This is a genomic window from Idiomarina sp. PL1-037 (assembly GCF_034422975.1).
In the GTDB taxonomy this organism is placed as follows: domain Bacteria; phylum Pseudomonadota; class Gammaproteobacteria; order Enterobacterales; family Alteromonadaceae; genus Idiomarina.
Map to the genome: position 1 here is coordinate 1,593,092 of NZ_CP139873.1, position 25,333 is coordinate 1,618,424.

Consider the following 25,333-nt stretch of genomic DNA (forward strand, 5'->3'; position numbering starts at 1 on the left):
TAATTAATCAATTTTGCGAGTACGGACTTCGTCCTCTACACGACTGATAAAGTCTTCTAATGGGAATTTACCCAAGTCTTCACCACCCCGTGTACGTACCGCAACCTCACCAGCCTCGACTTCTTTGTCGCCGACAACCAGTAAATATGGAACACGTTTTAATGTGTATTCACGGATTTTAAAGCCTATCTTCTCATTTCTCAAGTCGGCTGATGCACGAATTCCCTTTTCGTTCAGGGTTTTGACAACTTTTCGTACATAATCGCTTTGATTATCCGTGATATTCATTAACACAACTTGCGTTGGCGACAACCATAACGGGAAATTCCCAGCGTACTCTTCAATGAGAATACCCATGAAACGTTCAAGTGATCCCAAAATAGCGCGATGAATCATAACTGGCGTATGTCGCTCGTTATCTTCACCCACATAAGTGGCACCTAAACGCCCTGGCAACGCAAAATCAAGCTGTATTGTACCACATTGCCACGCTCTGCCCAGACAATCGAACAAAGTAAATTCTATTTTCGGGCCATAAAAGGCACCTTCACCCGGTAAATAAGAAAAATCGATGTCATTCTTTTTCAAAGCCTCTGCGAGAGCTGTCTCCGAGCGATCCCATGTCGCATCGTCGCCTAAGCGCTTCTCAGGACGGGTTGAAAGCTTCACATCGATGTTCTCGAAACCAAAGGTTTTGTAAGTTTCGTATACCATTCTGATACAACCCGCGACTTCTTCCTGTACCTGCTCCTCGGTACAAAATATGTGCGCATCGTCTTGTGTGAAACCTCGAACACGCATTAGGCCATGCAAGGCACCTGAAGGTTCATTACGGTGACAACTGCCAAATTCAGCCATACGCAACGGCAAGTCGCGATAAGACTTTAAGCCCTGATTGAAAATTTGAACGTGTCCCGGACAGTTCATTGGCTTAACCGCATATTCCCGGTTTTCCGATGACGTGGTAAACATCAAATCAGAGAATTTCTCCCAATGACCTGACTTCTCCCACAGCACCCGGTCCATCATCATTGGACCTTTGACTTCCTGATATTCGTATTCGCGCATTTTTTCACGAATGTAAGTTTCTAACTCACGGAAAATAGTCCAGCCATTGTGGTGCCAAAACACCATACCCGGCGCTTCTTCCTGCCAGTGGAACAAATCCTGAGCTTTAGCAATTTTACGGTGATCGCGTTTTTCCGCTTCTTCTAAACGCTGCAAATAAGCTTTTAACTGTTTCTTATCTGCCCAGGCCGTACCGTATATACGCTGCAGCATTTTGTTGTCAGAATCACCACGCCAGTACGCACCAGCCATTTTCATAATTTTAAAATGCTGGCAAAACTTCATGTTGGGTACATGCGGACCACGACACATGTCGATGTATTCTTCGTGGTGATAGAGCCCTGGCGTTGCATCAGTCGGAATGTCTTCGTCAAGGATTTCTATTTTGTAGGGTTCATGGCGTTCTACGAAAGTTTCACGGGCCTCTTTCCAGCTGGCTTTTTTCTTTATAACGGTATATTCCGTTTTAGCCAGTTCTTTCATCCGCTTTTCAATCTTCTCCAGATCTTCTTGAGTGAAAGTGTGATCAACGTCGATGTCGTAGTAAAAACCGTTGTCGATGACCGGGCCTATTGCCATTTTTGCGTTTGGCCACATCTGCTTCACCGCGTGCCCCATTAAATGAGCACAAGAGTGACGAATAATGTCTACGCCGTCGTCATCTTTCGGTGTCACAATTTCAATGCGAGCGTCATGTTCAATGAGTTCACAGGCATCAACCAGCTCACCGTCAATACGGCCAGCAACTGTTGCTTTCGCAAGGCCAGCACCGATATCGGCGGCAACTTCCATAATGCTTACAGGTTTATCGAATTCGCGTTGACTTCCGTCAGGGAGAGTAATTACAGGCATGAAACTTCCTTTCCAACCAGTGGTGACACCTACCAAGTGCCACGTGCTCTATTTTGGTTTTATCTGCTTTATAGAAAAACCTACGAAATTTTTGCGTTCGGTACCATCGAACGCGAGAGGCTACTATAATCGACCGCTTACATTTGAGCAACCGCCGAGCCTGCTTTGACATCAGACATTACTGGAGAGTTAACCGGACAACTCGCCGCTTTACTAGCTGCCAGCTTTTGGGCTGTCGCTACCGTACTGTATCACCGCGCCGGTAGCCACTTCTCGCCCATACAAATGAACTTAGTTAAAGGCGTTGTTGCCACTCCCCTGCTTTTAACTATGAGTTTGTTGCTGGGTAACTCATTAGAGCTAAGCTCAGGCCTTTGGTTACTCGCCCTAAGCGGCATTATCGGTATTACCATTGGCGACAGCTTTCATTTTACTGCCTTGCGGCGTTTAGGGCCCTGGCACGCAATGTTGTTGGAATATCTGGCACCACCACTGGCTGCATTCATGGCTTGGGTGTTTTTAAACGACGGTTTATCAACCATTGAAATTACCGGTGCGGTCATAACCTTAAGCGGCGTTCTATGGGTTGTTACTGAAAAAGCGCCGGACAAACAGCCTGCGCTTTCATTATCCGGTATATTCATGGGTTGCGGCGCGGCATTTTGTCAGGCAACCGGCTTAGTCATGGCGTTTGCGGTACTAATGCAATCTGGCGTAAACGCTATAGATGCAGCATTTGTGCGTCTTGCCGCCGGGTCTTTATTGCTAGCCATAATTGTCGGGGTTTCAAAGCGAGGTGCGTATAGCGCAATCATAAAACAAATTCGTTCTATCAACCCTTTGCCTCTGCTCGGCGCTATTTTATTCGGTACTTTTCTTGCTATTTGGTTACAGCAAATTTCTATCGCCAACATCAACCCGGGTCTTACCCAGACTTTATTATCAACTGCGCCACTTTTTTTGATACCGATTTCTTTACTGAAAAAACAACGAATTACCCCGCGCTCTATAACCGGAGCGTTAATCTCATTGGGCGGAATCGGTATTTTATTTCTATAGTAAGAAGCAGAACCTTATTTCGTTGGGGATGCGCGAATAAACTCTGGCATCCTGGCAAAGGAGTTACCAATGAACGAAGAAAACTTACAAAGTGTGCCGGTGAAGTGCCCGCACTGTGGGCACAATACCTTTTTAGAAATTGATACCTCGGAGGGAAATCAGGATTATCAGGAAGAATGTGCTGCCTGCGGAGACCTCATTCATGTTCAGTTACACGTTGATGAAGTTAACCAGCAGGCACGGGTGAAAGTAGATGGTAACGATGAGCAGTTTTACTGACGTTTGGCCAGTACACGCTCAACGGTTTCAACAATGGTGATAGTTTGCTGATCAAGTTCAATGTTCAGACTGTCACCCACCTCCGTTGATTCCAAATTGGTCAGGCGCAAAGTTTCGGGAATTAAATGCAGACTAAAACAATTTTCCTCCACCTGACCTACCGTCAAACTGGCACCATTAACCGCAATAAACCCTTTGGCAAACAAATACGGTGTGTAACTCTCTGGTAGCTCTATCCACATAGCAACGTTATTATCAGACGTGTCAATTTTAGTCACTTTGCCCTGGCAGTGAATATGACCTGAAACTGCATGCCCGCCAATTTCATCGCCTACTTTTAGTGACCTTTCGAAGTTGACCTTATTCCCTTCACCTAACAACCCCAAATTGGTTAGCCGCAGAGTTTCATCTATGACGTCAAAGTGCACTTGAGTATCGCTGAATTCGACCACCGTTAAACAGCAACCATTTATGGCAATACTTGCACCAATCGCCAGGTTTTCTAGAAATTGAGGTTCAGTTTTAACAACCAGGTGTCGAAATGTCTTGTGATCAGAAACTACTTGGTCAGAGACTGAAAATATCGTAGCTTGGGTTTGAACAATACCGGTAAACATCGATAAGAACCTTATTGCAAGGAATAATACAATGAAGCGAAGTGTACTGATTTTCCGCTCATTTGGCTATGCGTTCGTCGCCTTTGGATTATCAGCCTGCTCGGATGACCCGGGTCTGACGGAATACGCGGATGAACTGCATAGCCGCGTCCAGAGCACACTCAAGCTCCCCAATAACTCAATAGAAGCTCCTAAACCTCAACTCCAGTATCCGGCAAAACGCGCGCTAACCCGAAATATTGAACGGACAAGCATGGGCTTGCTGGAGAGCCTTCGGCTTAACCATTGTCAGTTAGGCCAGCTAATAGCTGAAAACAACAGTTCACTGGGAAGACTAAAAGATGGATTTAGCCGCTACCATGCTGATCTCACCATGATTCAGGCACTGAAGAAATGCATTGAGCATCCTGATTCGACCAATGTTAAAGACAAATTGAAAGAGGCGTTGGCGCATAAAGAATCGCAACTGCAAAACAGCCTGGCAAACGCTTTTGCCCGTGACGATGGGTTGAGAAAAGCCCTGTCTGTAGGTAATAACCCTTTACCCAAAATACATGTAACAGAATACAATTACGCTATGAATGCGCTGGAGCGCTTTACCCGCATACTAGAGCGCTGGAATTACACAAAAGAAGCCGACGCCCCCGATGAACTGATAAAAATGCTCGGTCGTCTAGAGAGCAGTAGCTACCTTCCCGATTTATTCCGTACGATGTTGGATTACTCTTATAAACTGGAGAGAATGACCGAACTGCTACCTGAAGTTCCCGAGTCAGTTTATTGTCAAAATGGGAATATCCCAAATGCCGCATTAGCGCTCAAAGATGCTTTTAACGCCATCTATCTCGAAGAAATGCAAGGCGATATAGCCGCAATGATTGAACAACATCAGCGCTTACTGATGCTTTTGGATAACCTGAAAGGTATAGCACCTCAACCGGCGCTAAAAAGCTACATTGCAGAACTGGGCTCGCTCAGTAAAAAACTCACCGATGCGTCAGTGCATTTTGTCCGTCCGTGGCAAAAATTCTACAGCGCCTGTGATTTTACACCAGGGATTGATTAGAGCCGGGCTTAATTTATTCACTCCTACTTTACGCTTACAGATGCCACTTTTTAGTCAGGCTGGGGTGTGGTTTACCTTGTTCTTTCTCATGAATTTCATTGATAACGTAACGCAAGCCAAGAAAGACCCACAGCCAGAACGCGGCAAATAATATACCAACCATAATAACGATGACCGATGAACGCATCAAAATATCAACATTCAGAATGTTAAACCCAAGCTGCACAACGATACCCACTATTCCGGCAAGAAAAAGAAGCCCGGCAAACGCCCGTATTACTCGCAAAACAGTAAACATTTTACTACCTCTCTTCAGTTATTAAGAACTGAGTTCACCAAACATTCTAGCAAAAGCCTTCTTAAGAAACTAAGCATAGTCCTGCAAAGCTGAATAGAATTTCGACAAACAAATGCATTTAGTAAAAAATCGCTTGCACCTGTGAGCGCAAATCACTAATATACCGCCCGTCGTTAACGACATTCCCCATAAAGTGCGTCCGTAGCTCAGTTGGTTAGAGCGCTGCCTTGACATGGCAGAGGTCGGTAGTTCGAGTCTACTCGGACGCACCATTCTCTTATCAAGAAAAACCTCAAATACTAAACAAGTTAATACCCACGATAAATCCACTATTTCAGCCACAAATTTTATTGGTGACCAAACGGTGACCATTCAGTGCCCTAGCCTATTTTAGCACCCGCTTTTTTCAAAATCTTTTGTACTACGCGCTCAAAGGCTGATCTGACTAATTATTCAGTTTTATGAATACGGCTTTACACAAAATCTATCGATAATCAAAAAGAATAATTACTCATCAGGGCTATAAATAAATAGATCACCAGGCGTACATTCAAAAAATTCACACATTTTGTTCATGACTTCTATTTCTATTCGAGCAGCTTCATCGTGGTACATCCGCTGGATCGTGCCCCTATTAATTCCTGTCGCCTTGGCAAGATCTGACATCTTTAACTTTCTCTCGGCTAAAAGAACAGCAATGTTAGAGTTTATCATTCAATAGACCTTTTTTATCTTCTGTAGACAATTTTAATCTATTAAAAACACTTTTTGTTGGCTGGAGATATTACGATGAGTCGCGCATATCTGACAACTGAATCGCCACTGATTTGCTAGACACCTCATAGCCATAGATAATGGCATATAAAGAGGTTCTTATGACCAACAAACGATACCCCGACGAATTTAAAATTGAAGCAGTCCGACTAAGGTACGCTTTTATCAAAGAGCACAAGGACTGCTGGCCAGTGCGCAAGCTGTGCCGACTTCTGGAAGTAAATCCGAGTGGGTTCTATGCATGGCTTAAGAATCCTCGTTCAAAACGTCAGAAGCGTGACGTACGTCAAGCTGGCCTGATTAAGCAGTTCTGGCTTGAATCAGGCGGTGTCTATAGCTATCGCAAAATTTACAGCGATATGCGTGAATACGACGAAAACATTGGGATTAACCGTGTTCACCGCCTGATGAAGCTCAGCAAAATTAAGGCACAGGTCGGCTATAACAAGCCTGATCAGGCCTGGGTAACTGATGTCACGTATATCAGAACGCACGAAGGCTGGCTGGATCTGGCGGTGGTGGTCCACTTGTTCTCAAGGCGCGTCATTGGCTGGTCAATGCAACAGCGGATGACCAAAGAGCTCGTGTTAGACGCATTGCTGATGGCCGTGTGGCGACGAAACCCGAAAAAACGGTTATCGTCCACTTTTGCGCCGGCTAACCAGCTGGTTTAACGGTGTTTTTATAAGGGGGAAACACTTTCCCCCTTTCTTTCTTTCCTTTATTTTATTTAATCACAATTGGGTTAATAGGAGAGCCTGAGCCGCGTTCCATTTTTAGCGGCGCTGCTGTAAACATAAAGGTATACTGCCCATCTTCAGCGCTGTCTTTTGCAAGGTCATCCAGCCAGTACAACTCACTAAGAACAACACCTAAATCCCGGATAAGTGCACCATGTAGTGGTATCACGTAATCTTTTCCGTCAATAGTTTGCGGAACCAGTTCGACAGCAAGGTTATCCGCTGCAATCACTGGTATTTCCATATCATCAATCCAGTTGATTAGTTGTTTGCTATAACACAATCCGGGCTCTGTAGTTGCGCTCCATGGCGCGTCTGGTTCGTCCTGATAAAAGCGGCCAACGGACCCCGTTCTTATCAACAAAATGTCTCGTTTCTCGATTGTTACGTTTTGCGCTTCAGCTGTTTCTTGTAAATCATCAAGTGTAACGCAAGAGCTTGGTGCCAAACGGCTAGACTGACCGCCTTTGTAACTCCCAACATCCAATAAGACACCACGACCAACAATGCCGTGCTCAGCAAGTTTGCCTACATCAACATGATCGTGCCCATGTACTGTACTATCGGCTGAAACGCCACCATAGACTTTGTCGCCATACCAAGCGTGACCTAATGCATCCATATGAGTCGTGCCTTGTAAATACATAAATACAGCATCGTCGGAGTACTTCACCCCACCGGCTAATTCATCAAGTTTATCCACAGAGTACATACTTTCATCCTGTGTCATAAAATGCATGGCTGGCACTCTTCCAGGAAAGACAGGTCCGACTCCATGAGTAATCGGTAATTGCAGGGTGAATTTTTCACCTGTTTTTACAGCCTTAACGCCTCGCAGTGCTTGTTCATCATCGAGGTAATTCAATGCGCCAATTTGGTCGTTCTCACCCCATTTACCCCAGTTTTTCGGCATATCCTTCTGTAAATTTTCAATATCACTGCTTTGAGCAAAAGCCAGTGATGAAGAACTCAGCCCAACAAGGGCACCCAGCACAGCGACAGATAAGATATTATTCGATTTTTTCATTGTTATTTTCCTTTTGTTGCTCATAGTTTTTACTTGTTAATAACAAAGCTTGATGTACTTTGTTTCGAGGTACTCCATAATGCCTTGTCGACCTCCTTCTCGGCCTAAGCCAGAACTTTTAACACCGCCAAAAGGCATCGCTGGATCTGAGATGACGCCAGTGTTAACGCCTACCATACCCACCTCTAGCTCCGCAGCGAGGTGGTGGATCCGTTTCAGACTTTCGCTGTAAAAATAAGCCGCTAAACCTGTATCCTGTGCTCTAAGTGACGCAATGAGCGAATCTTCATCGCTATAGCGAACTAAAGGGGCTACTGGGCCGAAAACTTCTTCTTGAACACAGCGCATATCGGTTGTTGCTTCTGTGATCAATGTAGGAAGATACCAACGCTCCGACTCTGCCCAACGCTCGCCTCCATACACTATATTGCCGCCTTTTTCTCTGGCATCTCTAACTAGTGCCTCTACCTTCTCCAGCGCCTGCTCATTAATGAGAGGGCCAATATCGATGTGAGGGTCACTGCCTGAGCCTAAGGAGAGCGCTTTTATTCGCTTTTCAAAAGCACTAGCAAAACGATCGTATAGCGAATCATGAACATAAAACGCATTTGCACAGACGCAAGTTTGTCCGGCATTGCGAAACTTTGACTGCATGGCTCCTTCAACTGCTTTATCGATATCAGCATCACTACAGACTATAAACGGGGCATTACCGCCTAATTCAAGCGAGAGGCGCTTAACGGTAGAGGCACAAGTTCGCATCAAGTGCCGCCCCACAGCTGTTGATCCAGTAAAACTGAGCTTTTTAACTTGCTTGCTGGTGCACACTATGTCGCCTATAAGTTGTGCGTCACCAGTTACTACATTGATCAAACCCGGGGGAACCCCGGCCCGAAGAGCCAGCTCTGATAATGCAAGTGCTGTAAATGGAGTCTCAGGTGCAGGTTTTATTATCATTGAACACCCTACAGCCAGAGCTGGTGCTACCTTTCGTGTTAACATCGCCGCTGGAAAGTTCCAGGGAGTTATCGCGGCACAGACACCGACCGGCTCTGTGACTGTTTTCAACGACTCATTCGCGGAACCATTCGGCATTTCGCTGCCGTTATCCTGCAACGCCGGTTGTGCGTACCACTGTATATAACTCGCCGCATAGCGAACTTCTCCTAAGGCCTCACTGAAGGGCTTTCCTTGCTCTAGAGTAATAATCGATGCTAGCCGCGCTTCGTTTTCTTTTATCTTTTGGTACCACTTGTTGAGTACTGCACAACGCTCGTTTATCGAATTCTTACGCCAACTATTGAAAGCCTGCTCAGCAATGGTGATCGCATAGTGCACTTGCTCCTCAGAGAGCTTTGGAACAGTGCCTAGCAACTCTCCGTTAGCCGGATTAAAAACCTTCAGCGTATTGCTCCCGCTACACCGGATCCAATGTACGCCAATTAAGGCCGCCTGCTTTAAATCTACCTGTTGCTCATTCATCATCTTGAGTTAGATTTCCCTTCATTTTTTCTCGTAATCGTTGTTGTTTTTTTACTAATGTTGACTGGTCTATCCCCAATGCTTGAGCTGCAGATCGTGTCGTACCATGAACCTGGAGAGCCTCAGTTATAAGCCTTAACTCAAGCTCATCCATCTGATGTTTCAACGAAAGTCCCTGCTTTCCAACAAACTGCTCACCGATAAGCTCTCGAGGTAAATGAGCGGTCGTAATTAATGCTTGTTCACTAGTCACCACTAATCGCTCTACTAAATTTATTAACTCTCGAATATTTCCCGGCCAATCGTAACGAGTAAGCCGCTCAATAACGCTCTGATGCCAGCGACAGTCAAATTCGTATTGTTGATTAAAATAGCAAAGGTAATGTTGCAGTAGCGGCTCAACTTCCTCAGTGCGCTCGCGAAGCGCAGGTAGCTCGATAGGTACCACACATATTCGGTAAAGAAGATCTGCCCGAAAAAGTTTCTCGGCAACTAGTGCCTTTAAATCGTGATGCGTGGCTGAAATGAGTCTAAAATTCGTTTGCCTGAACTCGGTCCCTCCAACTGGCAAAAAACGCTTCTCGGCAATCACCTTCAATAGCTTTGCTTGCAACGACAGGGGTAAGTCGCCAATCTCATCCAGAAACAGAGTGCCGTTATTAGCAGCTTCAAGCAGCCCTGTTTTTCCTTTATTTGACGCACCAGTAAATGCGCCTGGTACATAACCGAATAGCTCTGCTTCCAACAGTGACTCGGGCATTGCCGCACAGTTAAGCTCAATAAAGGGTCCGTTACTGCATCGGCTATATTGATGAATAGTGCGTGCTAATAATGTTTTACCAGTCCCAGTCTCGCCTTGTAACAGTACTTTTGCCGCTGAATTAGCTACGCGCTTGGCAAGCTCGTAACATGCTTGGGTGCGAGGGCTTACGATAAATGGCTCAGCCGGCCAGTCATGCTGTGCCGGACCATATTGCTCTCGCACATTTAACAACTGTTCTAGTTGCTCTTCAGCACGCTTGGCTTGCAATAACTCGGTTACATCTCGAACCGTTGTAACTACGTATTCAATGCGTCCTCGGCCATCAATCATTGGAGTGCCCGATACCAAAATTTTATGGTCATCGGTCAGAGCCTGCGTCAGTGTTACAGCGCGTCGCTCTTTCAATACTTCTAACGATACCGAACGTGAAATGTAGCCGGCTTTAACCACCTCTGACATGTGCATGCCCTGCAGAGCACGCTTTGGAATACCTGTTATGCGCTCATAGGCTTTATTTACTGTTACGGTAACTCCGTTCCCATCGGTTATGTAAACGCCATCACTCATGGCATCTAATACCCGTTGCAGGTTATCGCCGTGAAACATCAGCGTGTCTCCTTAAGAGGTGTCCGTAGACGCCAGCCATAAATCAAAAAACACAATAAAAGCCCGGCAGCGAACGCCCAAGTTGCACCTTTTACTACCAAAATTGCGGCAATAACACCGGCAATTCCCAGATCGCGCTCGCTTTTGGCTTCCTGAATACCTATGCGTACACTGACGTAACCTTGGATCAGTAGTGTCAGTGCCAGAGCAATCCCCAAGATCGGTTGCACTAGACTGACTACTGGCAGTAGTAGTAAGCCTGTATTGGTGCCCCAGCGAAACGATCCTGCACCACCGAAGATGGAGTCCATCGCCTTGCGGCCTTTTTTAAAACGTTCCACAATTACAACATGCATTGCCGCCCATAGAGGTCCGCACATTGCTACGTCCGGTCCAATAATGCTCATACCAAAATTGCGAGCTCCAAAAATCATGTGAGCACGATCAGGGCTATAATCAATTTTTTCATCCGGGCGAGCTTCATCAGCTTCATCCAAAATAGCCTTGCTCTGCAGGACATCACCAAAAAGTACTATATAAGCCGCTAGCACCGTCGGAATTGCTGTAACAAACATCATTAATGGTGGCAGTCCAACACCGAAGAGCGTGTATTCGGTAAACATCGTGACAAAATCTGGTGATGTCAGCCCCCACTCGATATCTGGCCAGGGAGCCTCACCAAACAGCGGTGCGACCACGATGGCAAGTGCAATGATGGGGAAAATTCCCAACTTACCTATCAGCGATAATAACCAATGTTTATTTTGAATGGCTGCAAAGTGACGTGAAAAAATTAGGTAGAATGCAATTCCAACCGCAATAGATATTGTCATGGGGAAAGATTCAAAACGCCCCCCTTCTTCAAATACCACAGCAACAGCCGCTAAGCCGGCGCCCATAATGATGCCAGCCTTGATCGCGCTTGGAATATAATGAACAACTCGTCGGGCGATCCCCGAAGCACCCAATACCATGGCAAATGCGCCCAACATCATTTGAAAGGCGATTAATGCATGTACACGACTCTCCCCCTCGGGAAAGGTTGAGACATACATCATTAACAAAGGTATTGCAGGAGTTATCCACCCTGGTACGACTGGATCACCAAGCAAATGGTGAAGCAAGTAAAATAGACCATTGATCAGGACGATCGCGAGTGCAGCTTCAAACGGCATACCCAGAAGCTCGGCCATTAATGAAATCGCGGCTAAATCCACCGCACACATCAACAATCCCTGAAAGTAATCAGGCCACTCGAAGCGGTAATGTAAAAACGGCAGCCTAATTTTAAATGGCCCTAATCCCCAAAATGATGCTTCCGCGCCCGGTTTACGATGCTTCCATAACGACATAGCTCGTTTCCTCAGTAAACAGCAGTGTAAATAGCTGCAATATCGTCCACGCTCAATTCCCGAGGATTATTGCGTAGCAGTCGAGTTACTCCATGAGCGGACTCAGCCAACTCAGGAATAGCTTCTCTTGGAATATCAAACTCGCGTAGCGTTTTAGGAATATTAACTTGCTCACATAGCTGGGCCAGTCGCTCAACCACAAATTCCCCAGCATCTTCTTTTACCAAAGTGTGAGGAGCTCCCAACGCATGGGCAATATCAAGAAATAGAGCTCGACAATTAGCGTAATTCCAACGCATCACTTCCGTAAACATAACGGCATTACTGACACCATGTGACAAGTGAAAACGTCCTCCCAGGGGGTATGCCAGTGCGTGGACGGCTCCAACTCCAGCATTCCCAAAGGCTAAGCCAGCCATAAGGCTGGCTGTAGCCATTTGCTCGCGCGCATTCATATCTTTGGGGTTTTGGTAGGCTTGTAACAGTGATTTATTAATCATCGTCATCGCGCGTAATGATAATGGTCGAGTGAGCTCAGTAGAGAAATTGGATAAATAACTTTCAACGGCATGCACTAAGGCGTCAACGCCACTCGCAGCGGTGACGGCCGGTGGACAGCTCACTGTCAATTCCGGTGCAACAATGGCAACGTCAGGCAACAACTGGTTACTCACAATGCCCTTTTTTAACTGCGCGTTTACGTCTGACAAAATCGCAATATTGGTCACCTCAGAGCCTGTTCCTGCTGTGGTCGGCAAGCAAATAAGGGGAGTTTCTCTGGTGCGAACCTGATCTTCACCAAAGAGCGCCTCCAATTTTCTATCATCACCGATATAGACGGCGACGGCTTTAGCCGTATCCATCGCGCTGCCCCCACCTATAGCTATAATGCCGTCGCATTTATTTGCCATAAAACTGTGACGGCAGTCTTCGACTACATGTGTTTCCGGCTCGGCCGAAATATCTGAGTATAGTGCTATATTGTCTGCAAAGGTGTGTCTGAAGCGCTCTAAAATTGGTTCAATAACGCCAGAACCCATTACTCCTTTATCGGTAACAATTAAAGGGCGTTTCATCATGAGAGCCTCGGCCTCTGCCGCCAATTGTGCACTTGCACCATATCCCGTCAGTAACCGTCGAGCGGTTTTAAATACTTGCACGCGTGTCTCAGTCATTGCGTTTCCTTTTTTGTCGTTATTTTTTAACACTTTATTATCAATAACACAGCAAACCCTGTGCCAACTTAGATTAAAAATTTAAGCCATTGTTTTTATTGCACTTAATTAATCACCGTACCACGAGAAATAAATCTAGCTTACTTTTCTGATGACTTTAAGCCATCAAAAAAAAGAGAAAATGATGAAATTATTCATCAAAATGATTTGGTTCGACTTTAAATATTTATATAAAAAACAGTGCCTTAAAAGTTTTCAGGCTTTGGCATAACCGTTGCAGAGCTTATCTTGCACATTCTTAATAACAAGAAAAAAACAGGGGAATACCACATGAAAAATAACGATAAGCTTAAACTGCGGGCTCTTACAACTACGACATTGGTCTCAACCATGTTGGCAAGTAGTGCGGTTATGGCTCAGTCAGTTTCTGCACCGGAATGGGATTTTTCCTTTAACGGATACATAAATGCTCACGCTGTGTATGCGAGCTGCGATGACTCAGGGGCTACAGTAGCCGGCAACGCTTTGCTGTGCACAGGGGAAGATGCAACTTCCGTATCAAACGGTTATAGCCCTTCCAGTTTTCAATTTTCAGCGACGACCCAGGCTCAGGACTTCGATCTAAAAGCGTTTCTTGCAATCGAGCCGGGCTCAACTGATAACAGCGCATTTAACGGGAACGGAGATAACCGTGCATATCGTGCTTACTTTACTGTCGGTAATGACGATGTAGGAACACTCAAAGTTGGTCGTGGTTATGGTGTGTTCGGTATTGATGTGGTGATTGAGGACATGGCGCTGGGAGGTGTTGGTGCACCGGCATCAATCCGTAGTCCATTAAACACAACCTTAGGCGCTGCCGGCTATGGTTATATTTTTGCAGATAGGTTATCTCAAATCACTTACAGTCGGTCATTTGCTGACAACTGGCAAGCTGATATTGGTATTTTTCAACCTCTAGACTCAGTAAGCTTCGGAGGAAACGGCTATGTGGGTGATTCCGGCTCAGAGCGCCCAGGAGTTCATGGCCGCTTGCGCTACAATCATGATAGCGGCTTTATTTCTACAACGTTTTACAATCAACATGTCACAACCGATATCGGAGATTATAGCGCTAGAGGTGTCGATTTAACCGGCGCACTTCAATTGGATAACACTCGTATCTCCCTCTCACTATTTGATGCTAAGGGACTCGGTTACTATGGGCTACTGATAGATGCTGCGGATGCTAACGGTACGCCGCGCGATAGCTCTGGTTGGTTTACCCAGGTAACGCAAACATTTGGAGCGACTAAGGTTGGTTTGAATTATGGTGTATCAGAAGTAGATTTAGCCGGAATTGACCAGCTTAGTCAGGTAGAAAAACAAAGTAAATTTAGTTTGGGTGTTTATCATACATTATGGCAAATGTTTACAGTGTCAGCAGAGCTGTCATCAATGGAAGCTGAGAGCCATAATAATGAGAGCATTGAAAACGAAGCTGTCAGTATTGGTTTCTCTTTATCTTTTTAAGCTCACCGAGGCGCTTATAACGCGCTGAACTTGAGATCTAGCTCAGTGTTCTATTGACAGCCTCCCCCACCTAATGTCGGTGGGGGATTCCCGACGCAGCGGTTGCACACTAAACCGCATTAACCCCGCCCCATCCTCGATATGATTACTTTGCGGCGTTTTGGATGGCTGCTTAATTACGCTATTATTTGTTTTGTTCGGCTTGCTGGCTTATTCGGCTAAACTTAATTCTTCCGTCTTTTCTGATATCAATAGTTTTATGATGTGACGCTCGCAGGTTTTTTAAAACGCTGTCGCGGAGCTTGTAAGTTGTGGGCTTTATTGGGAGCGACTTAATATCAAAACCAGCCACTTTGTCACCATTCGGGAAATGTATCGTTTGGCCCCTCCATCCTAGATTGCCAGAAGCTATATAATCTCCAACTAACAATTTGATCGTTTGACCAGCATAATGTTCGAGAGGCTTACCGTTGAACTGAATATTGGTTGCTTGGGGTCGTCTATCTTGTTCGTAAGTCACTTCATAACGTAACGCATCCGAGAAGTGTAAAAAACCCTGATTAATAAAGCCGGTTAAATCGAGGCTTTCTTGCTCTGATGGCATAACTAGGCGTTGAGCGTTAGACTTTATAAGCTCTCTGAGTTGATTAGGCGTAAGCTCAATTAATTGAAGCGTGTCTGCATAGGGAATAACATTGTACCAATCAGAAAAAGTCGCCATTTCGCCCGGCTCAAAGCCGTTAACAATACTGGATGCATTGATTGCTGCCAAATCAGCGATTTCATTATCTGTATTAACCGTTTGCATAACAGCATCCGTTATAAAGTTTGCAACTGCAAGCTCTGCAGTATAACGGTCAACCAGTATCGCATTTTTTGTTAGTGCTGAGTCATCAGGGATGCGCCCTAACGGCTCATTTAATACATCGTCAAAATCAGTGATGATAGGAGCAATGGAAGTTTTATAAAACTCCTCACTAAAGCTTATAAGCGACGCGCTATTTTGCTTTAGAGAATGCAAAACGGTGTTGTTAGATATTACGACTTCTTTTGAGTCATGTCGCAAGTTCAGTTGAATATCCCCAATGTAATCGCCCCACTGTCCAGCCTGAAATACCGGAACTCCACTGTAAATGTGCTCTTTATTAATCCCTGACTTATGCAGTGTATCGTGCGAATGACCGCCGATGACAATAGCGGGAACCGACGCTTTTGCTAATAGCTCTGCGATGTCTTGATCGCCAACTTTTCCGCTTTGTTGATAGCCAATATGTGTCAGTGCGATAATGACATCAACCTTATCTTTAACAGCGGTCAGTATTTGCCTCATGTTTTCCAGTTGCGGAGCAACCTTTAATTGCGGATCGTCAGCCAGGTTACTTTTCGTATCTTCTGATGATGTTTGGCCGACTATCGCGATTCGCCACCCATTAATTACTCCAAGTAACGCAGAAGCGTAATCGCCAGCATCTAAATTTTTAGACGCAACAAGATTTGAACTCAATAGTGGGAAATTGGCATCAGCGTTAATGGCTTGCTTTAGGATTTGAGTGCCGCGATCAAATTCGTGATTACCCAATACTGCGGCATCAAGACCTGCTGATGAATAAGCGTGGTAGGCCAAGCTTTTTTTGAAAGATCCTGGACTGTAACCGAGCAATTCATCATATACGGCACCGGTGTGATCATCTCCGGCGGATAAAAATAATACATGCTCGTTTTTTGAACTTGCCTCACGACGAGCCTTGTTAACATGGGCAGCCATGAGGCCAGTCACAAAGCGAGCACTGCCATCGTCTTTTTCTATTATGTGTTTGTTGTGTAAATCATTGATGTGGAAAATTCGTAGTTTTAAATGTTCCGATGTTTTTTTTGATGGCCAGTTATCAGGCCATTTTACTTCAATACTTCCGGTTCTATCCGAAATAGGAGCAAGAGTGTAGGCTCGATCAAACGGGCTATTCTTATGCAGTTCAAGTGGCGCTACCTGAATTACGTCCCTAGCGTAGGAGAAAGCATCAGTGCTTACCAGCAGCAAACTAAAAAATAGTGAATGTAAGATAAACAGGTCGCGCAACGTTTTCAAAGTGCACTCCTTTTAATTAAGGGGATTAAGCTTTGCTCTATTAAACCGCATTAATATGACAGTAAGAATACATTGCCTGTGACTTAAATATGTCATCAAAATGACGCAAAAGCATATGTGAAATGTCATATTAAGTTATTACTCTCTCGCACGCCTTTACAATTGATTAAATCGTAAAATAACCTGCTTCAGGGAGAATAATTAATGTCAGTGTTTCGACCAAACGCGTTATCTTTTGCAGTAACGAGCGCCCTGTTACTTGGGAGCTCCTTCACCGTTAACGCCCAAGAACAAACAGATCAGCTTGAAACCATTATTGTGACAGCGCAAAAATCAGAGCAAAGCCTTCAAGAAGTGCCCGACGCAGTCTCTGTTGTCGAAGGAAGCGCACTGGATCAACTTAATGTTGCAAATATATTTGACTTGAGTGATCAAGTACCCGGGCTTGTGGTATCGAGCGTGCAAGGCTATCGCCCCTCTGTATCAATTAGAGGCGTCGGCAATGAAATACCTGATAACGCTGGAACCAAGCAAGCTGTGGCATATCATATTGATGGTGTATTTATGGCCAATGATTATGCACTTTGGGCTGACTTAGTTGATATCGATCGTGTTGAGGTCACTCGAGGCCCTGACGGAACCATTTATGGAAATAGTTCGACAGGCGGAGCCATTAACGTGCACACCAAAAAGCCTGACTTTATAAATGGTGATGGCTCAGTATCAGCAACAATGGGTCAGTACGACACGATGAACTTTCGTGGTGCTACCACATTGAAGTTAGACGACAATTTGGCAGTACGGTTCTCTGGATCTCACCGAGAGCATGACGGCTTCACAGAAAATAGAGCGCTTACTCATGATTATCGTTTAGACGATAAAAATGACACGACAGTTAGAGCACAATTACGTTGGCAACCCACTCAAGACTTCGATATTCAGCTTCAGCATATGCAGTTCAGCTCAGATACAAATGGCCCTGCGCTGAAAGGCAATTTTGACTTAATTAGCGATGATCCTCGCGTGGTTTACCACGATACCCGTGAGTACTATAAATTAGACATGGATATGACCAGTTTGCATATGAATTATGCTATGGACTGGGCTCAGTTACGCGGTATATTCAGCCAGCAAAACTATGACATGCGCCGTCGCCTGGATATGGATAGAAGCAGTTTGACTGCCAATGATCCAGCACCATTTCCTCTGTCTGATGGTGAAGAGCCGACAAGTTTAGGAGAAGTTCCTATACCGGAATTTATCGGTAATTTGCGACAGGAAGATGAGTCCTATACGGCTGAAATTAACTTGATATCACCTGATGCAACGGCTGATTTAACATGGTTAGTTGGTGCTTTTTACCTTGATACTGAAATTTTCTCAAATACACGTAACTTTTACGACGGCGGCAGAGATGGCAACCCAGTCAGTGAAGTTGTTGCAGGACCCAATGTGTTCGACAATAATGCAGATATTGATTTCATAAACTCGGACTTCCGTAACTTTCAATCGTATTCAGTTTTTGGCCAAGTCAGTTATGCGTTGACAGACGCACTGCGTATGACGACAGGCTTACGTTATACTAATAACGAGTTTTCTGATGAGCGTTGCAGTTTAAACTGTGTTCCCACTCGCTCTCCTATCACCAGCACACCATCTGATGAAACTGATAACGTGACAGGGAAGTTTGCGCTGGACTATCAGTTCACAGAGCGAACTATGGGTTACGCATCTGTTGCAAGTGGCGTAAAACCAGCAGGCTCAAATAGCTCGACCGACACGCGTTTTTTCCCTGAAAAATTTGATCAGGAAGAAATCATCGCTTACGAACTTGGTCTCAAAAATGATTTATTTGATAACCGGTTACGTTTAAATACCGCCGCTTTCTATTATGACTACAGTGACTATTTATTTGAATCAAGTGGTATTGAACGCTTTAATTCAGGCGCATCAAATTTGCCTGAAGCAGAAGTCTATGGCTTAGAAGTTGAGGCTCAGGCGAACCTTGGTAAAGGCTGGCGTTTAGATACCAACTTAACCTGGATGGAGTCAGAGGTTATTGACGGACGCGATGCAATTGATAGAGCAGAAGCTGAAAATGCTTCAGTCGGATTGATCTTAAATGGAGCCCCAACCGAGGCAATTAACGCCGCCCGCGAGGCAACTGCTGTCAACTTAACGGGTAACGAATTAGCGAAAACGCCAGATTTAGTCGCTAATGTTCGCTTAAGCTATGCACATCAGCTCAATAATGGGGGCACATTAAGATCATCGTTGGGCTATACGCACCGAGGTGACTATTTCGCTCGTGTGTTTAATTCTCCTGAACGTGATGTCGTAGAAAGCTATGATATCGCTCATTTCAATGTGAATTACATTCCTTCACATGGTAATTGGGATTTAGAGCTGAACGTGCGTAACTTATTCGACGACGACTCTGTTGCCTCTGTTCATACCGATACATACGGTGTGGGAGTGACCAGTAAGCAGTATTTAGCACCGCGTGTTGTGACACTTCAGGCTCGTTATTTCTTTTAACGTCTGCTTGTAGCAGATCAGAAGCCACTTTCATCGGTGGCTTCTATCTGAATCCAAACTGATGAAATTAAACAAGTCTGTTTTTATGGTGTCGAATCGGACGGCCGTATTTGACCTCTATGTACTTAAAATGTTTATCACTGATCTGTGGTTTTCTTAATGGAAATGAAGCGTTGTTTGTATTGAAGTTTAACTAGCGCGAGCTTTAAGAAGTTAAGGAAAATTTTTAAAGTAAATTGCCGCCCGTCTATAACGACAGGCGGCAGGCTTAACTGGCTTGCTTAGAAGTGCCAAGCAGCGCCAATGGAGTAACCATCGGACCAGTCACTATCAAAACCATCAACATAAGTTGCACTTAAGCTGAACTGGTTATTGATGTACCAACGAGCAGTTAATTCGTATTCTTGCTCAGAATCTGCGAAAACATCGTTATCGATGTGACGTACCAGACCTGAAAACTCAACTGCTGGGTTTAAACGATAAACACCACCAACCTGCACTGCATAACCAGTATCATCGTCGCTGACTACCGGAGCGTCAACATCTACATAATAAAGGTTCGCATCAGCAAAACCAGTGAACTTTTCACTGAAGTCATGCTTGTAACCAACACCAGCAAAGATTTGATCAAAATCCGCATCGCCTTCGCTAAGCTGAGAGTAATCTGCAGTGAAATAAATAGATTCACTCAGCATTGCGCGACCACTAAGGCCAAAACCATCGCCATCATCACTGTAATCAATGTAACGTGCTTCTACGCGATCAAAGTGTGAACCTTGGTCTGCGGCTAAAGTTGCACCACTGAATAACGCGGCGCCGATAAGTGTAGCTAATACTGCTTTTTTCATTCTTTAATACTCCGTTATGTCGTGCGTGTCCCGCACTTACTACTTCCAAGCTGCCAGGCAGCACTGCTTCATTTAGCGAAGCAATGTATGTCATAATAACGAAAAGTTCTTTGACTATTTGTTGTTTTTTAGTTGATTTAATATGATTATCGGCCGGCAAGTACAACAAAAAATACCGAAACATATCGCCATAGTGCCTGAATCTCGAATAAGCTTGCGAGGCAATTCAATGCCTAAGCACTATTTGAAAATTGAAATTCTCCTTCTTATCTTCTAAATTCAATACTTTAGGCTTATTCAATATTTCAATAGAAGTTGACCGAAGCATGACGAATTCAGGCATTATACTGGTGGCGTCAGCGGCGCTTTTCTGGGGACTGTCCGGCGGAATAGCGGGCATTCTCATCAACGACGGCTGGAATGCCGTTTTAGTATCTTTTTGCCGGGGTGCTGTCGGGCTTATATTTGTGCTGATGTGGTTGGTTTTAAGACCTGGCAATAGTGGGCTGACTAACAGTAAGTTATGGTTCTGGTCTATCATCGCAGGGCTTGGAGTCTCGGGAAATTTCGCTTTCTATTTCTTCAGTATTTCCGAGAGCAGCGTTGCGGTTGCGGCAACCCTTATGTATTGCGCTCCCATATTTGTTTACCTAATTTCTTTCGCCGTTAAAATTGAACGTCCCACGATAAGCAAATGCGCCGCAATACTGCTGGTAATGGCTGGTGTCGTCTTACTCACCCGTGTATATCAAGTCGACAGCGGTGGTATTACTCCTATAGGCGTTATAGCCGGGCTTCTTTCGGGTATGTCACTGGCGCTTTTTATTTTTGGTTTTAAATACGCAGCCAGGCAAGGTAGCCCTCAGGCCGTTCTTGCAATCGCATTTTCTACCCTGACTCTGGTTCTGGGCACGTTAATTGATATAGAGGAAGCCGGAAGAGTTCTGGACTCCACTGACTGGCCGCTCTTTGCTATTCTCGGAGTACTGGGTGGCGGTGCATCCTTTATTCTTTATATTATTGGACTGAGAAGAACCCTGCCAGCACTGGCCTCCATAGTAGCAACAATAGAGCCCGTTACGGCAGCGCTATTCGGAGTCATTATTTTAGGTGAGGTACTGGCTTATACGCAGGTACTCGGAATGCTGATAATATTGACTACCGTAACAGCTTTAGGGGTTTACTCCAGCAAACACTGAGGTTTTTGCACAGATTACCTCAGTATATTTGCCCAGAACCCTGTTACAATAACCACAGAAACCTGACACAGAAAATGGCCGCCTTTAATGCCCATAATTAGCGATAAAAACACCCCTGAGAATTCACCTGAACTCATTCATTTTAACCAATTGAACCTGCCGTCGGCGTTACTGACACGGCTTGATGAAATTGGTTACCAACAAATGACACAGGTGCAGTCCTTAAGCTTGCCGGTTATTTTAAACAACACCGATGCCGTTGTTCGCGCGGATACCGGCTCCGGAAAAACCACCGCTTTTGCGCTGACTTTGCTGGCAAAGCTGGAGGCAAAAAGCTTTTCGCCACAGGCGTTGGTATTGTGTCCTACTCGTGAACTCGCCCATCAGGTTGCTGACGAGGTTCGTAAGCTGGCTAAATCAATGCTTAATATCAAAATACTGACCTTGTGTGGTGGCGAGCCATCACGTATTCAGACTAACTCGCTTGAACATGGGGCTCATGTGTTGGTTGGCACACCCGGCCGGGTGCTTGATCATCTTGAGCAGCGCAATGTCGATTTGTCCATGTTGACAACTCTGGTTCTTGATGAGGCCGACCGAATGTTAGAAATGGGGTTTCAGGACAGCCTGAGTGCTATCGTTAAGCACATTCCAAAGGCGCGACAGACACTATTATTCAGTGCCACCTACCCTAAAAATATCGCCGCCTTAGCAGAACAAGTGACAACTAAGGCAAGGAATATTGAGGCCATTCAAGAGCAAGCAAAGCCACAAATTGAACAGCTCTTTTATGCCATGAATAATGAAGACAGCGCACAGCTGGTAATGAATTTATTGGGCGAGCATCAACCCGAAAACTGTCTGGTTTTCTGCAATACCAAAAACGAAGTAAAAGATATTTTTAACACACTTCGGGCCAATAAGTTCAGCGTGTTGGCTCTGCATGGTGAGCTCGAACAGAAAGATCGCGATCAGGCCATTATACAATTTAGTAATGGCAGTGCCCGGGTGCTTATTGCGACTGACGTAGCCTCCCGCGGCTTAGATATCGCCGAACTTGATTTAGTGATTAGCGTTAATATGGCTCATGATTTAGACACCCATACTCACCGCATAGGTCGTACTGGCCGCGCCGGCAAAGAAGGCGTCGCAATAACCCTAATTGCCGAAAAAGATGATTACAAAATGCGTTTGCTTGAGGATACGTTTGCCGAACCTATTCAAGTACAGCCTGCGCCAGCGCTATCTGACAACACACCGTTGAAAGCTACTATGTCCACCATACAAGTCAGTGGCGGAAAAAAGGACAAGTTGAGACCGGGTGACATTGTTGGCGCGCTAACAAAGGACAAGGTTTTAAGTGCTGACGACATTGGAAAGATAAAGCTGGAAAGCACCTTTGGTTTTGTTGCCGTAAATTCCCGTTTGGCTAAGCACGCTCTAGGGCTTATTAATAATAATAAAATAAAAGGTAAGAAGTTTCGGGCAAAAATACTTTAATTTGTGGTGCCTCAGCCTGCACGCTTAAGTGACAAGATAAAAAGCGGTGATACTCTCTTCGTTCTGAAGAGAATACCACCGCTCACACACTTAAATATTATTTCAGATCAAAGCGGTCTAACTGCATGACTTTCGTCCATGCCTGAACAAAATCATTAACGAACTTCTCGTCTGCATCACTCATTGCATAAACTTCTGCAACAGCACGCAATTCAGAGTTTGAACCGAAAATCAGATCAACCGTCGTTGCAGTATATTTCTGTTCTCCAGTTTTACGATCAAAGCCTTCGTATATCGCTTCGTTGTCCGATGACTTTTTCCATTCGTTTTCCATGCTTAGCAGGTTAACGAAAAAGTCATTATTCAACGTCCCCGGCTGGTCTGTGAAAACACCATGACCACTGTCGTTATAATTAGCGTCCAGCGAACGTAAGCCACCCACTAATACCGTCATTTCCGGTACCGTTAAGGTTAGCTGGTCAGCTTTATCTACCATATGCTGAGCTGGTGAAACACGGTTGCCTTCAGCATAGTAGTTGCGGAATGCGTCAGCTTTAGGCTCAAGGAACGAGAACGAGTTAACGTCCGTCATTTCCTGAGAGGCATCAGTACGACCCGGCTCAAAAGGCACCGTCACATCGTAACCGGCATCTTTCGCCGCTTTCTCAATAGCCGCAGCGCCGCCTAAAACGATAACATCAGCCAAAGACACGTGCTTGTCGCCAGACAGCTCATCATTAAAGTCTTCCTGAACGTCTTTCAGCGTGTCCAATGCCTTCTTAAGCTCAGCCGGGTTGTTCGCTTCCCAGTTCACCTGAGGCTCTAATGCAATACGAGCGCCGTTAGCACCGCCACGCATGTCAGTACCGCGGAAGCTTGATGCCGAAGCCCAGGCAGTACGAACTAACTGAGGCACGCTAAGACCTGAACCCAGAATTGCAACCTTAAGCTGCTCGACGTCATTCTCGTTAATCAGTTCAAAATCGACTTCAGGAATTGGATCTTGCCATAGCAGATCTTCCTGCGGAGCCATATCGCCAAGATAACGCTGTTTAGGGCCCATATCGCGGTGCGTCAGCTTGAACCAGGCTTTTGCGAACGCCAGTTCAAACTCTTTAGGGTCTTCATGGAAGCGTTTAGCAATTTTGCGATACTCAGGATCTTCTTTTAGCGAAAGATCCGTCGTAAACATAATAGGTGCGTGACGCTTGCCTTCAACGTGTGCATCAGGAACCAGCTCAGATGCCTGACCGTCAACAGGGATCCACTGAATCGCACCAGCTGGACTCTTCGTTTGTTCCCATTCAAAACCAAACAGATTATCCAGGTACTGAGTTGTCCAGGCTGTCGGGTTCACTGACCATGCACCTTCTAAACCACTGGTGATGGTATCTTCGGCGTTGCCTTTACCGCATTTGTTTTTCCAGCCAAGGCCTTGCTCTTCAACACCTGCAGCAGCTGGTTCCGCACCTAAGCACTCTTCAGGCTTGTGCGCACCATGTGCTTTACCAAAGGTGTGTCCCCCGGCAATAAGAGCAACGGTCTCTTCGTCGTTCATCGCCATGCGGGCAAAGGTGTCACGAATGTCTTTCGCGGCCAGTAACGGATCAGGCTTGCCATTAGGCCCTTCGGGGTTAACGTAAATCAGACCCATCTGAACAGCGGCCAGAGGGTTTTCAAGTTCACGGTCGCCAGAGTAGCGCTCGTCACCCTTTAACCATTCTTTTTCAGGGCCCCAGTAAACAATATCAGGTTCCCAGGCATCTTCACGTCCGCCGGCAAAACCAAAGGTTTCAAATCCCATAGACTCAAGCGCAACGTTACCGGTTAGCACCATCAAGTCAGCCCATGAGATATCTCTGCCGTACTTTTGCTTGACCGGCCACAACAAACGACGTGCTTTATCTAAACTGACGTTATCCGGCCAGCTATTTAGTGGTTCAAAACGTTGTTGAGCGCCAGCTGCACCGCCACGCCCGTCTTGAACCCGGTAGGTTCCGGCACCATGCCAGGCCATACGAATAAAGAATGGGCCATAATGACCGTAGTCAGCTGGCCACCAGTCCTGATCCGAGGTCATTAGCTCTTCAATGTCTTTTTTAACCTGCTCAAGGTCAAGCTGACTGAAAGCTTCAGCGTAATCAAAATCGTCTCCATAAGGGTCTGATTCAGGACTGTGTTGACGCAATGGCTCTAAATTGAGCTTATTTGGCCACCAAAAATCGTTCGACTTAGGCTCTGAAGAATTTACCTCATAAGATGAGTTTTCCTGAGCACTTGCAACACCCGTTCCGGCTGAAAACGATATCGCAATCGCTACAGCAGAAAGTAAAGGTACTGTTTTCTTAAACATGATTAATTACCCTTTTCGTTAGACACAATAAGTGCGTCAGTAATATAAAACAAACGGAGTCTTTTAGGGGGCTCAGATAGATGAGGAAAACAGATTGGCATAATCGTATAGTCAGTCTTGACCGAGAGTTTCATAAAGG

The 25,333-nt window shown here is 45.3% G+C and carries 19 protein-coding genes, 1 tRNA gene and 1 pseudogene; 9 read left to right on the forward strand and 12 right to left on the reverse strand.

Annotation, left to right across the window (positions count from 1 at the left end):
* Positions 1-3: 3 nt before the first annotated feature.
* Positions 4-1,920, reverse strand: coding sequence for a threonine--tRNA ligase (gene thrS, locus U0358_RS07465; protein ID WP_322405809.1), 1,917 nt, complete (start codon positions 1,918-1,920; stop codon positions 4-6).
* 165 nt (positions 1,921-2,085) lie between these two features.
* Between thrS and U0358_RS07470 the strand changes: the two genes are divergently transcribed.
* Complete coding sequence (locus tag U0358_RS07470) at positions 2,086-2,979, forward strand: DMT family transporter (protein ID WP_322405810.1); 894 nt, start codon at positions 2,086-2,088, stop codon at positions 2,977-2,979.
* Between the two features lie 69 nt (positions 2,980-3,048).
* Complete coding sequence (locus tag U0358_RS07475; RefSeq protein ID WP_317497030.1) at positions 3,049-3,258, forward strand: CPXCG motif-containing cysteine-rich protein; 210 nt, start codon at positions 3,049-3,051, stop codon at positions 3,256-3,258.
* Here U0358_RS07475 and U0358_RS07480 read toward each other — a convergent pair.
* A complete protein-coding gene (locus U0358_RS07480; protein WP_322405811.1) occupies positions 3,252-3,875 on the reverse strand; it encodes a riboflavin synthase subunit alpha in 624 nt (207 codons plus the stop codon). The two genes, U0358_RS07475 and U0358_RS07480, sit on opposite strands and share 7 nt — an antisense overlap.
* Before the next feature lie 31 nt (positions 3,876-3,906).
* On the opposite strand from U0358_RS07480, the gene U0358_RS07485 reads away from it, so the two are divergent.
* On the forward strand, positions 3,907-4,941 hold the full coding sequence (locus U0358_RS07485; protein WP_322405812.1) for a DUF3080 domain-containing protein: 1,035 nt from the start codon (positions 3,907-3,909) through the stop codon (positions 4,939-4,941).
* A 34-nt stretch (positions 4,942-4,975) separates the two neighbouring features.
* Here U0358_RS07485 and U0358_RS07490 read toward each other — a convergent pair whose 3' ends face one another.
* Complete coding sequence (locus U0358_RS07490) at positions 4,976-5,239, reverse strand: hypothetical protein (RefSeq protein ID WP_322405813.1); 264 nt, start codon at positions 5,237-5,239, stop codon at positions 4,976-4,978.
* 195 nt (positions 5,240-5,434) lie between these two features.
* Here U0358_RS07490 and U0358_RS07495 point away from each other — a divergent pair.
* Positions 5,435-5,511, forward strand: a tRNA-Val gene (locus U0358_RS07495).
* Between the two features lie 235 nt (positions 5,512-5,746).
* Here the strand turns inward: U0358_RS07495 and U0358_RS13205 are convergent.
* Entirely contained in the window at positions 5,747-5,953 is a 207-nt protein-coding gene (locus U0358_RS13205) for a helix-turn-helix domain-containing protein (protein ID WP_416182985.1), read from the reverse strand.
* Between the two features lie 197 nt (positions 5,954-6,150).
* Here U0358_RS13205 and U0358_RS07500 point away from each other — a divergent pair.
* A pseudogene (locus tag U0358_RS07500) lies at positions 6,151-6,651 on the forward strand (DDE-type integrase/transposase/recombinase); the annotation flags it as partial.
* 88 nt (positions 6,652-6,739) lie between these two features.
* Here the strand turns inward: U0358_RS07500 and U0358_RS07505 are convergent.
* The 5 genes from U0358_RS07505 to U0358_RS07525 are packed head-to-tail and all read right to left on the reverse strand — an operon-like array spanning position 6,740 to position 13,158.
* On the reverse strand, positions 6,740-7,780 hold the full coding sequence (locus tag U0358_RS07505; protein WP_322405814.1) for a cyclase family protein: 1,041 nt from the start codon (positions 7,778-7,780) through the stop codon (positions 6,740-6,742).
* A gap of 36 nt (positions 7,781-7,816) precedes the next feature.
* Positions 7,817-9,265 carry an NAD-dependent succinate-semialdehyde dehydrogenase gene (locus U0358_RS07510; protein ID WP_322405815.1) on the reverse strand — a complete coding sequence of 483 codons (1,449 nt, stop codon included), beginning with the start codon at positions 9,263-9,265 and terminating at the stop codon, positions 7,817-7,819.
* A complete protein-coding gene (locus tag U0358_RS07515) occupies positions 9,255-10,631 on the reverse strand; it encodes a sigma-54 interaction domain-containing protein (RefSeq protein WP_322405816.1) in 1,377 nt (458 codons plus the stop codon). Before U0358_RS07515 ends, U0358_RS07510 begins: the two co-directional genes overlap by 11 nt.
* Positions 10,631-11,983, reverse strand: coding sequence for a hypothetical protein (locus U0358_RS07520; RefSeq protein WP_322405817.1), 1,353 nt, complete (start codon positions 11,981-11,983; stop codon positions 10,631-10,633). Before U0358_RS07520 ends, U0358_RS07515 begins: the two co-directional genes overlap by 1 nt.
* An 11-nt stretch (positions 11,984-11,994) precedes the next feature.
* Positions 11,995-13,158, reverse strand: coding sequence for an iron-containing alcohol dehydrogenase (locus tag U0358_RS07525; protein WP_322405818.1), 1,164 nt, complete (start codon positions 13,156-13,158; stop codon positions 11,995-11,997).
* A 330-nt stretch (positions 13,159-13,488) separates the two neighbouring features.
* Between U0358_RS07525 and U0358_RS07530 the strand changes: the two genes are divergently transcribed.
* A complete protein-coding gene (locus U0358_RS07530) occupies positions 13,489-14,670 on the forward strand; it encodes a porin (RefSeq protein WP_322405819.1) in 1,182 nt (393 codons plus the stop codon).
* A 184-nt stretch (positions 14,671-14,854) separates the two neighbouring features.
* On the opposite strand, the gene U0358_RS07535 is transcribed toward U0358_RS07530, so the two are convergent.
* Positions 14,855-16,756, reverse strand: coding sequence for a bifunctional metallophosphatase/5'-nucleotidase (locus U0358_RS07535; RefSeq protein ID WP_322405820.1), 1,902 nt, complete (start codon positions 16,754-16,756; stop codon positions 14,855-14,857).
* A gap of 204 nt (positions 16,757-16,960) precedes the next feature.
* Here U0358_RS07535 and U0358_RS07540 point away from each other — a divergent pair, with 204 nt between their 5' ends.
* Complete coding sequence (locus tag U0358_RS07540; RefSeq protein WP_322405821.1) at positions 16,961-19,294, forward strand: TonB-dependent receptor; 2,334 nt, start codon at positions 16,961-16,963, stop codon at positions 19,292-19,294.
* Positions 19,295-19,575: 281 nt separating this feature from the next.
* Here the strand turns inward: U0358_RS07540 and U0358_RS07545 are convergent, their stop codons facing one another.
* Positions 19,576-20,142: a porin gene (locus U0358_RS07545; RefSeq protein ID WP_322405822.1), complete on the reverse strand. Its 567-nt coding sequence runs from the start codon at positions 20,140-20,142 to the stop codon at positions 19,576-19,578.
* Positions 20,143-20,468: 326 nt separating this feature from the next.
* On the opposite strand from U0358_RS07545, the gene U0358_RS07550 reads away from it, so the two are divergent.
* Together U0358_RS07550 and dbpA are read left to right on the forward strand one after the other, a co-directional pair.
* Entirely contained in the window at positions 20,469-21,341 is an 873-nt protein-coding gene (locus U0358_RS07550; protein ID WP_322405824.1) for a DMT family transporter, read from the forward strand.
* Between the two features lie 87 nt (positions 21,342-21,428).
* Positions 21,429-22,841 (forward strand): ATP-dependent RNA helicase DbpA, encoded by a 1,413-nt coding sequence (dbpA, locus tag U0358_RS07555; protein WP_322405826.1) that lies wholly within the window; start codon positions 21,429-21,431, stop codon positions 22,839-22,841.
* Between the two features lie 97 nt (positions 22,842-22,938).
* On the opposite strand, the gene katG is transcribed toward dbpA, so the two are convergent.
* The gene (gene katG / locus U0358_RS07560) at positions 22,939-25,194 is read right to left on the reverse strand and encodes a catalase/peroxidase HPI (protein WP_322405828.1); all 2,256 of its coding nucleotides are present in this window, start codon (positions 25,192-25,194) and stop codon (positions 22,939-22,941) included.
* Positions 25,195-25,333 lie beyond the last annotated feature (139 nt).

Coding starts and splice junctions, on each gene's coding strand:
- U0358_RS07515 (WP_322405816.1), bottom strand. CDS start 10,631: ATGTTTCACGGCGATAACCTGCAACGGGTATTAGATGCCATGAGTGAT.
- U0358_RS07520 (WP_322405817.1), bottom strand. CDS start 11,983: ATGTCGTTATGGAAGCATCGTAAACCGGGCGCGGAAGCATCATTTTGG.
- U0358_RS07545 (WP_322405822.1), bottom strand. CDS start 20,142: ATGAAAAAAGCAGTATTAGCTACACTTATCGGCGCCGCGTTATTCAGT.
- U0358_RS07540 (WP_322405821.1), top strand. CDS start 16,961: ATGTCAGTGTTTCGACCAAACGCGTTATCTTTTGCAGTAACGAGCGCC.
- dbpA (WP_322405826.1), top strand. CDS start 21,429: ATGCCCATAATTAGCGATAAAAACACCCCTGAGAATTCACCTGAACTC.
- U0358_RS07485 (WP_322405812.1), top strand. CDS start 3,907: ATGAAGCGAAGTGTACTGATTTTCCGCTCATTTGGCTATGCGTTCGTC.
- U0358_RS13205 (WP_416182985.1), bottom strand. CDS start 5,953: ATGATAAACTCTAACATTGCTGTTCTTTTAGCCGAGAGAAAGTTAAAG.
- thrS (WP_322405809.1), bottom strand. CDS start 1,920: ATGCCTGTAATTACTCTCCCTGACGGAAGTCAACGCGAATTCGATAAA.
- U0358_RS07510 (WP_322405815.1), bottom strand. CDS start 9,265: ATGATGAATGAGCAACAGGTAGATTTAAAGCAGGCGGCCTTAATTGGC.
- U0358_RS07550 (WP_322405824.1), top strand. CDS start 20,469: ATGACGAATTCAGGCATTATACTGGTGGCGTCAGCGGCGCTTTTCTGG.
- U0358_RS07530 (WP_322405819.1), top strand. CDS start 13,489: ATGAAAAATAACGATAAGCTTAAACTGCGGGCTCTTACAACTACGACA.
- U0358_RS07490 (WP_322405813.1), bottom strand. CDS start 5,239: ATGTTTACTGTTTTGCGAGTAATACGGGCGTTTGCCGGGCTTCTTTTT.
- U0358_RS07525 (WP_322405818.1), bottom strand. CDS start 13,158: ATGACTGAGACACGCGTGCAAGTATTTAAAACCGCTCGACGGTTACTG.
- U0358_RS07505 (WP_322405814.1), bottom strand. CDS start 7,780: ATGAAAAAATCGAATAATATCTTATCTGTCGCTGTGCTGGGTGCCCTT.
- U0358_RS07475 (WP_317497030.1), top strand. CDS start 3,049: ATGAACGAAGAAAACTTACAAAGTGTGCCGGTGAAGTGCCCGCACTGT.
- katG (WP_322405828.1), bottom strand. CDS start 25,194: ATGTTTAAGAAAACAGTACCTTTACTTTCTGCTGTAGCGATTGCGATA.
- U0358_RS07480 (WP_322405811.1), bottom strand. CDS start 3,875: ATGTTTACCGGTATTGTTCAAACCCAAGCTACGATATTTTCAGTCTCT.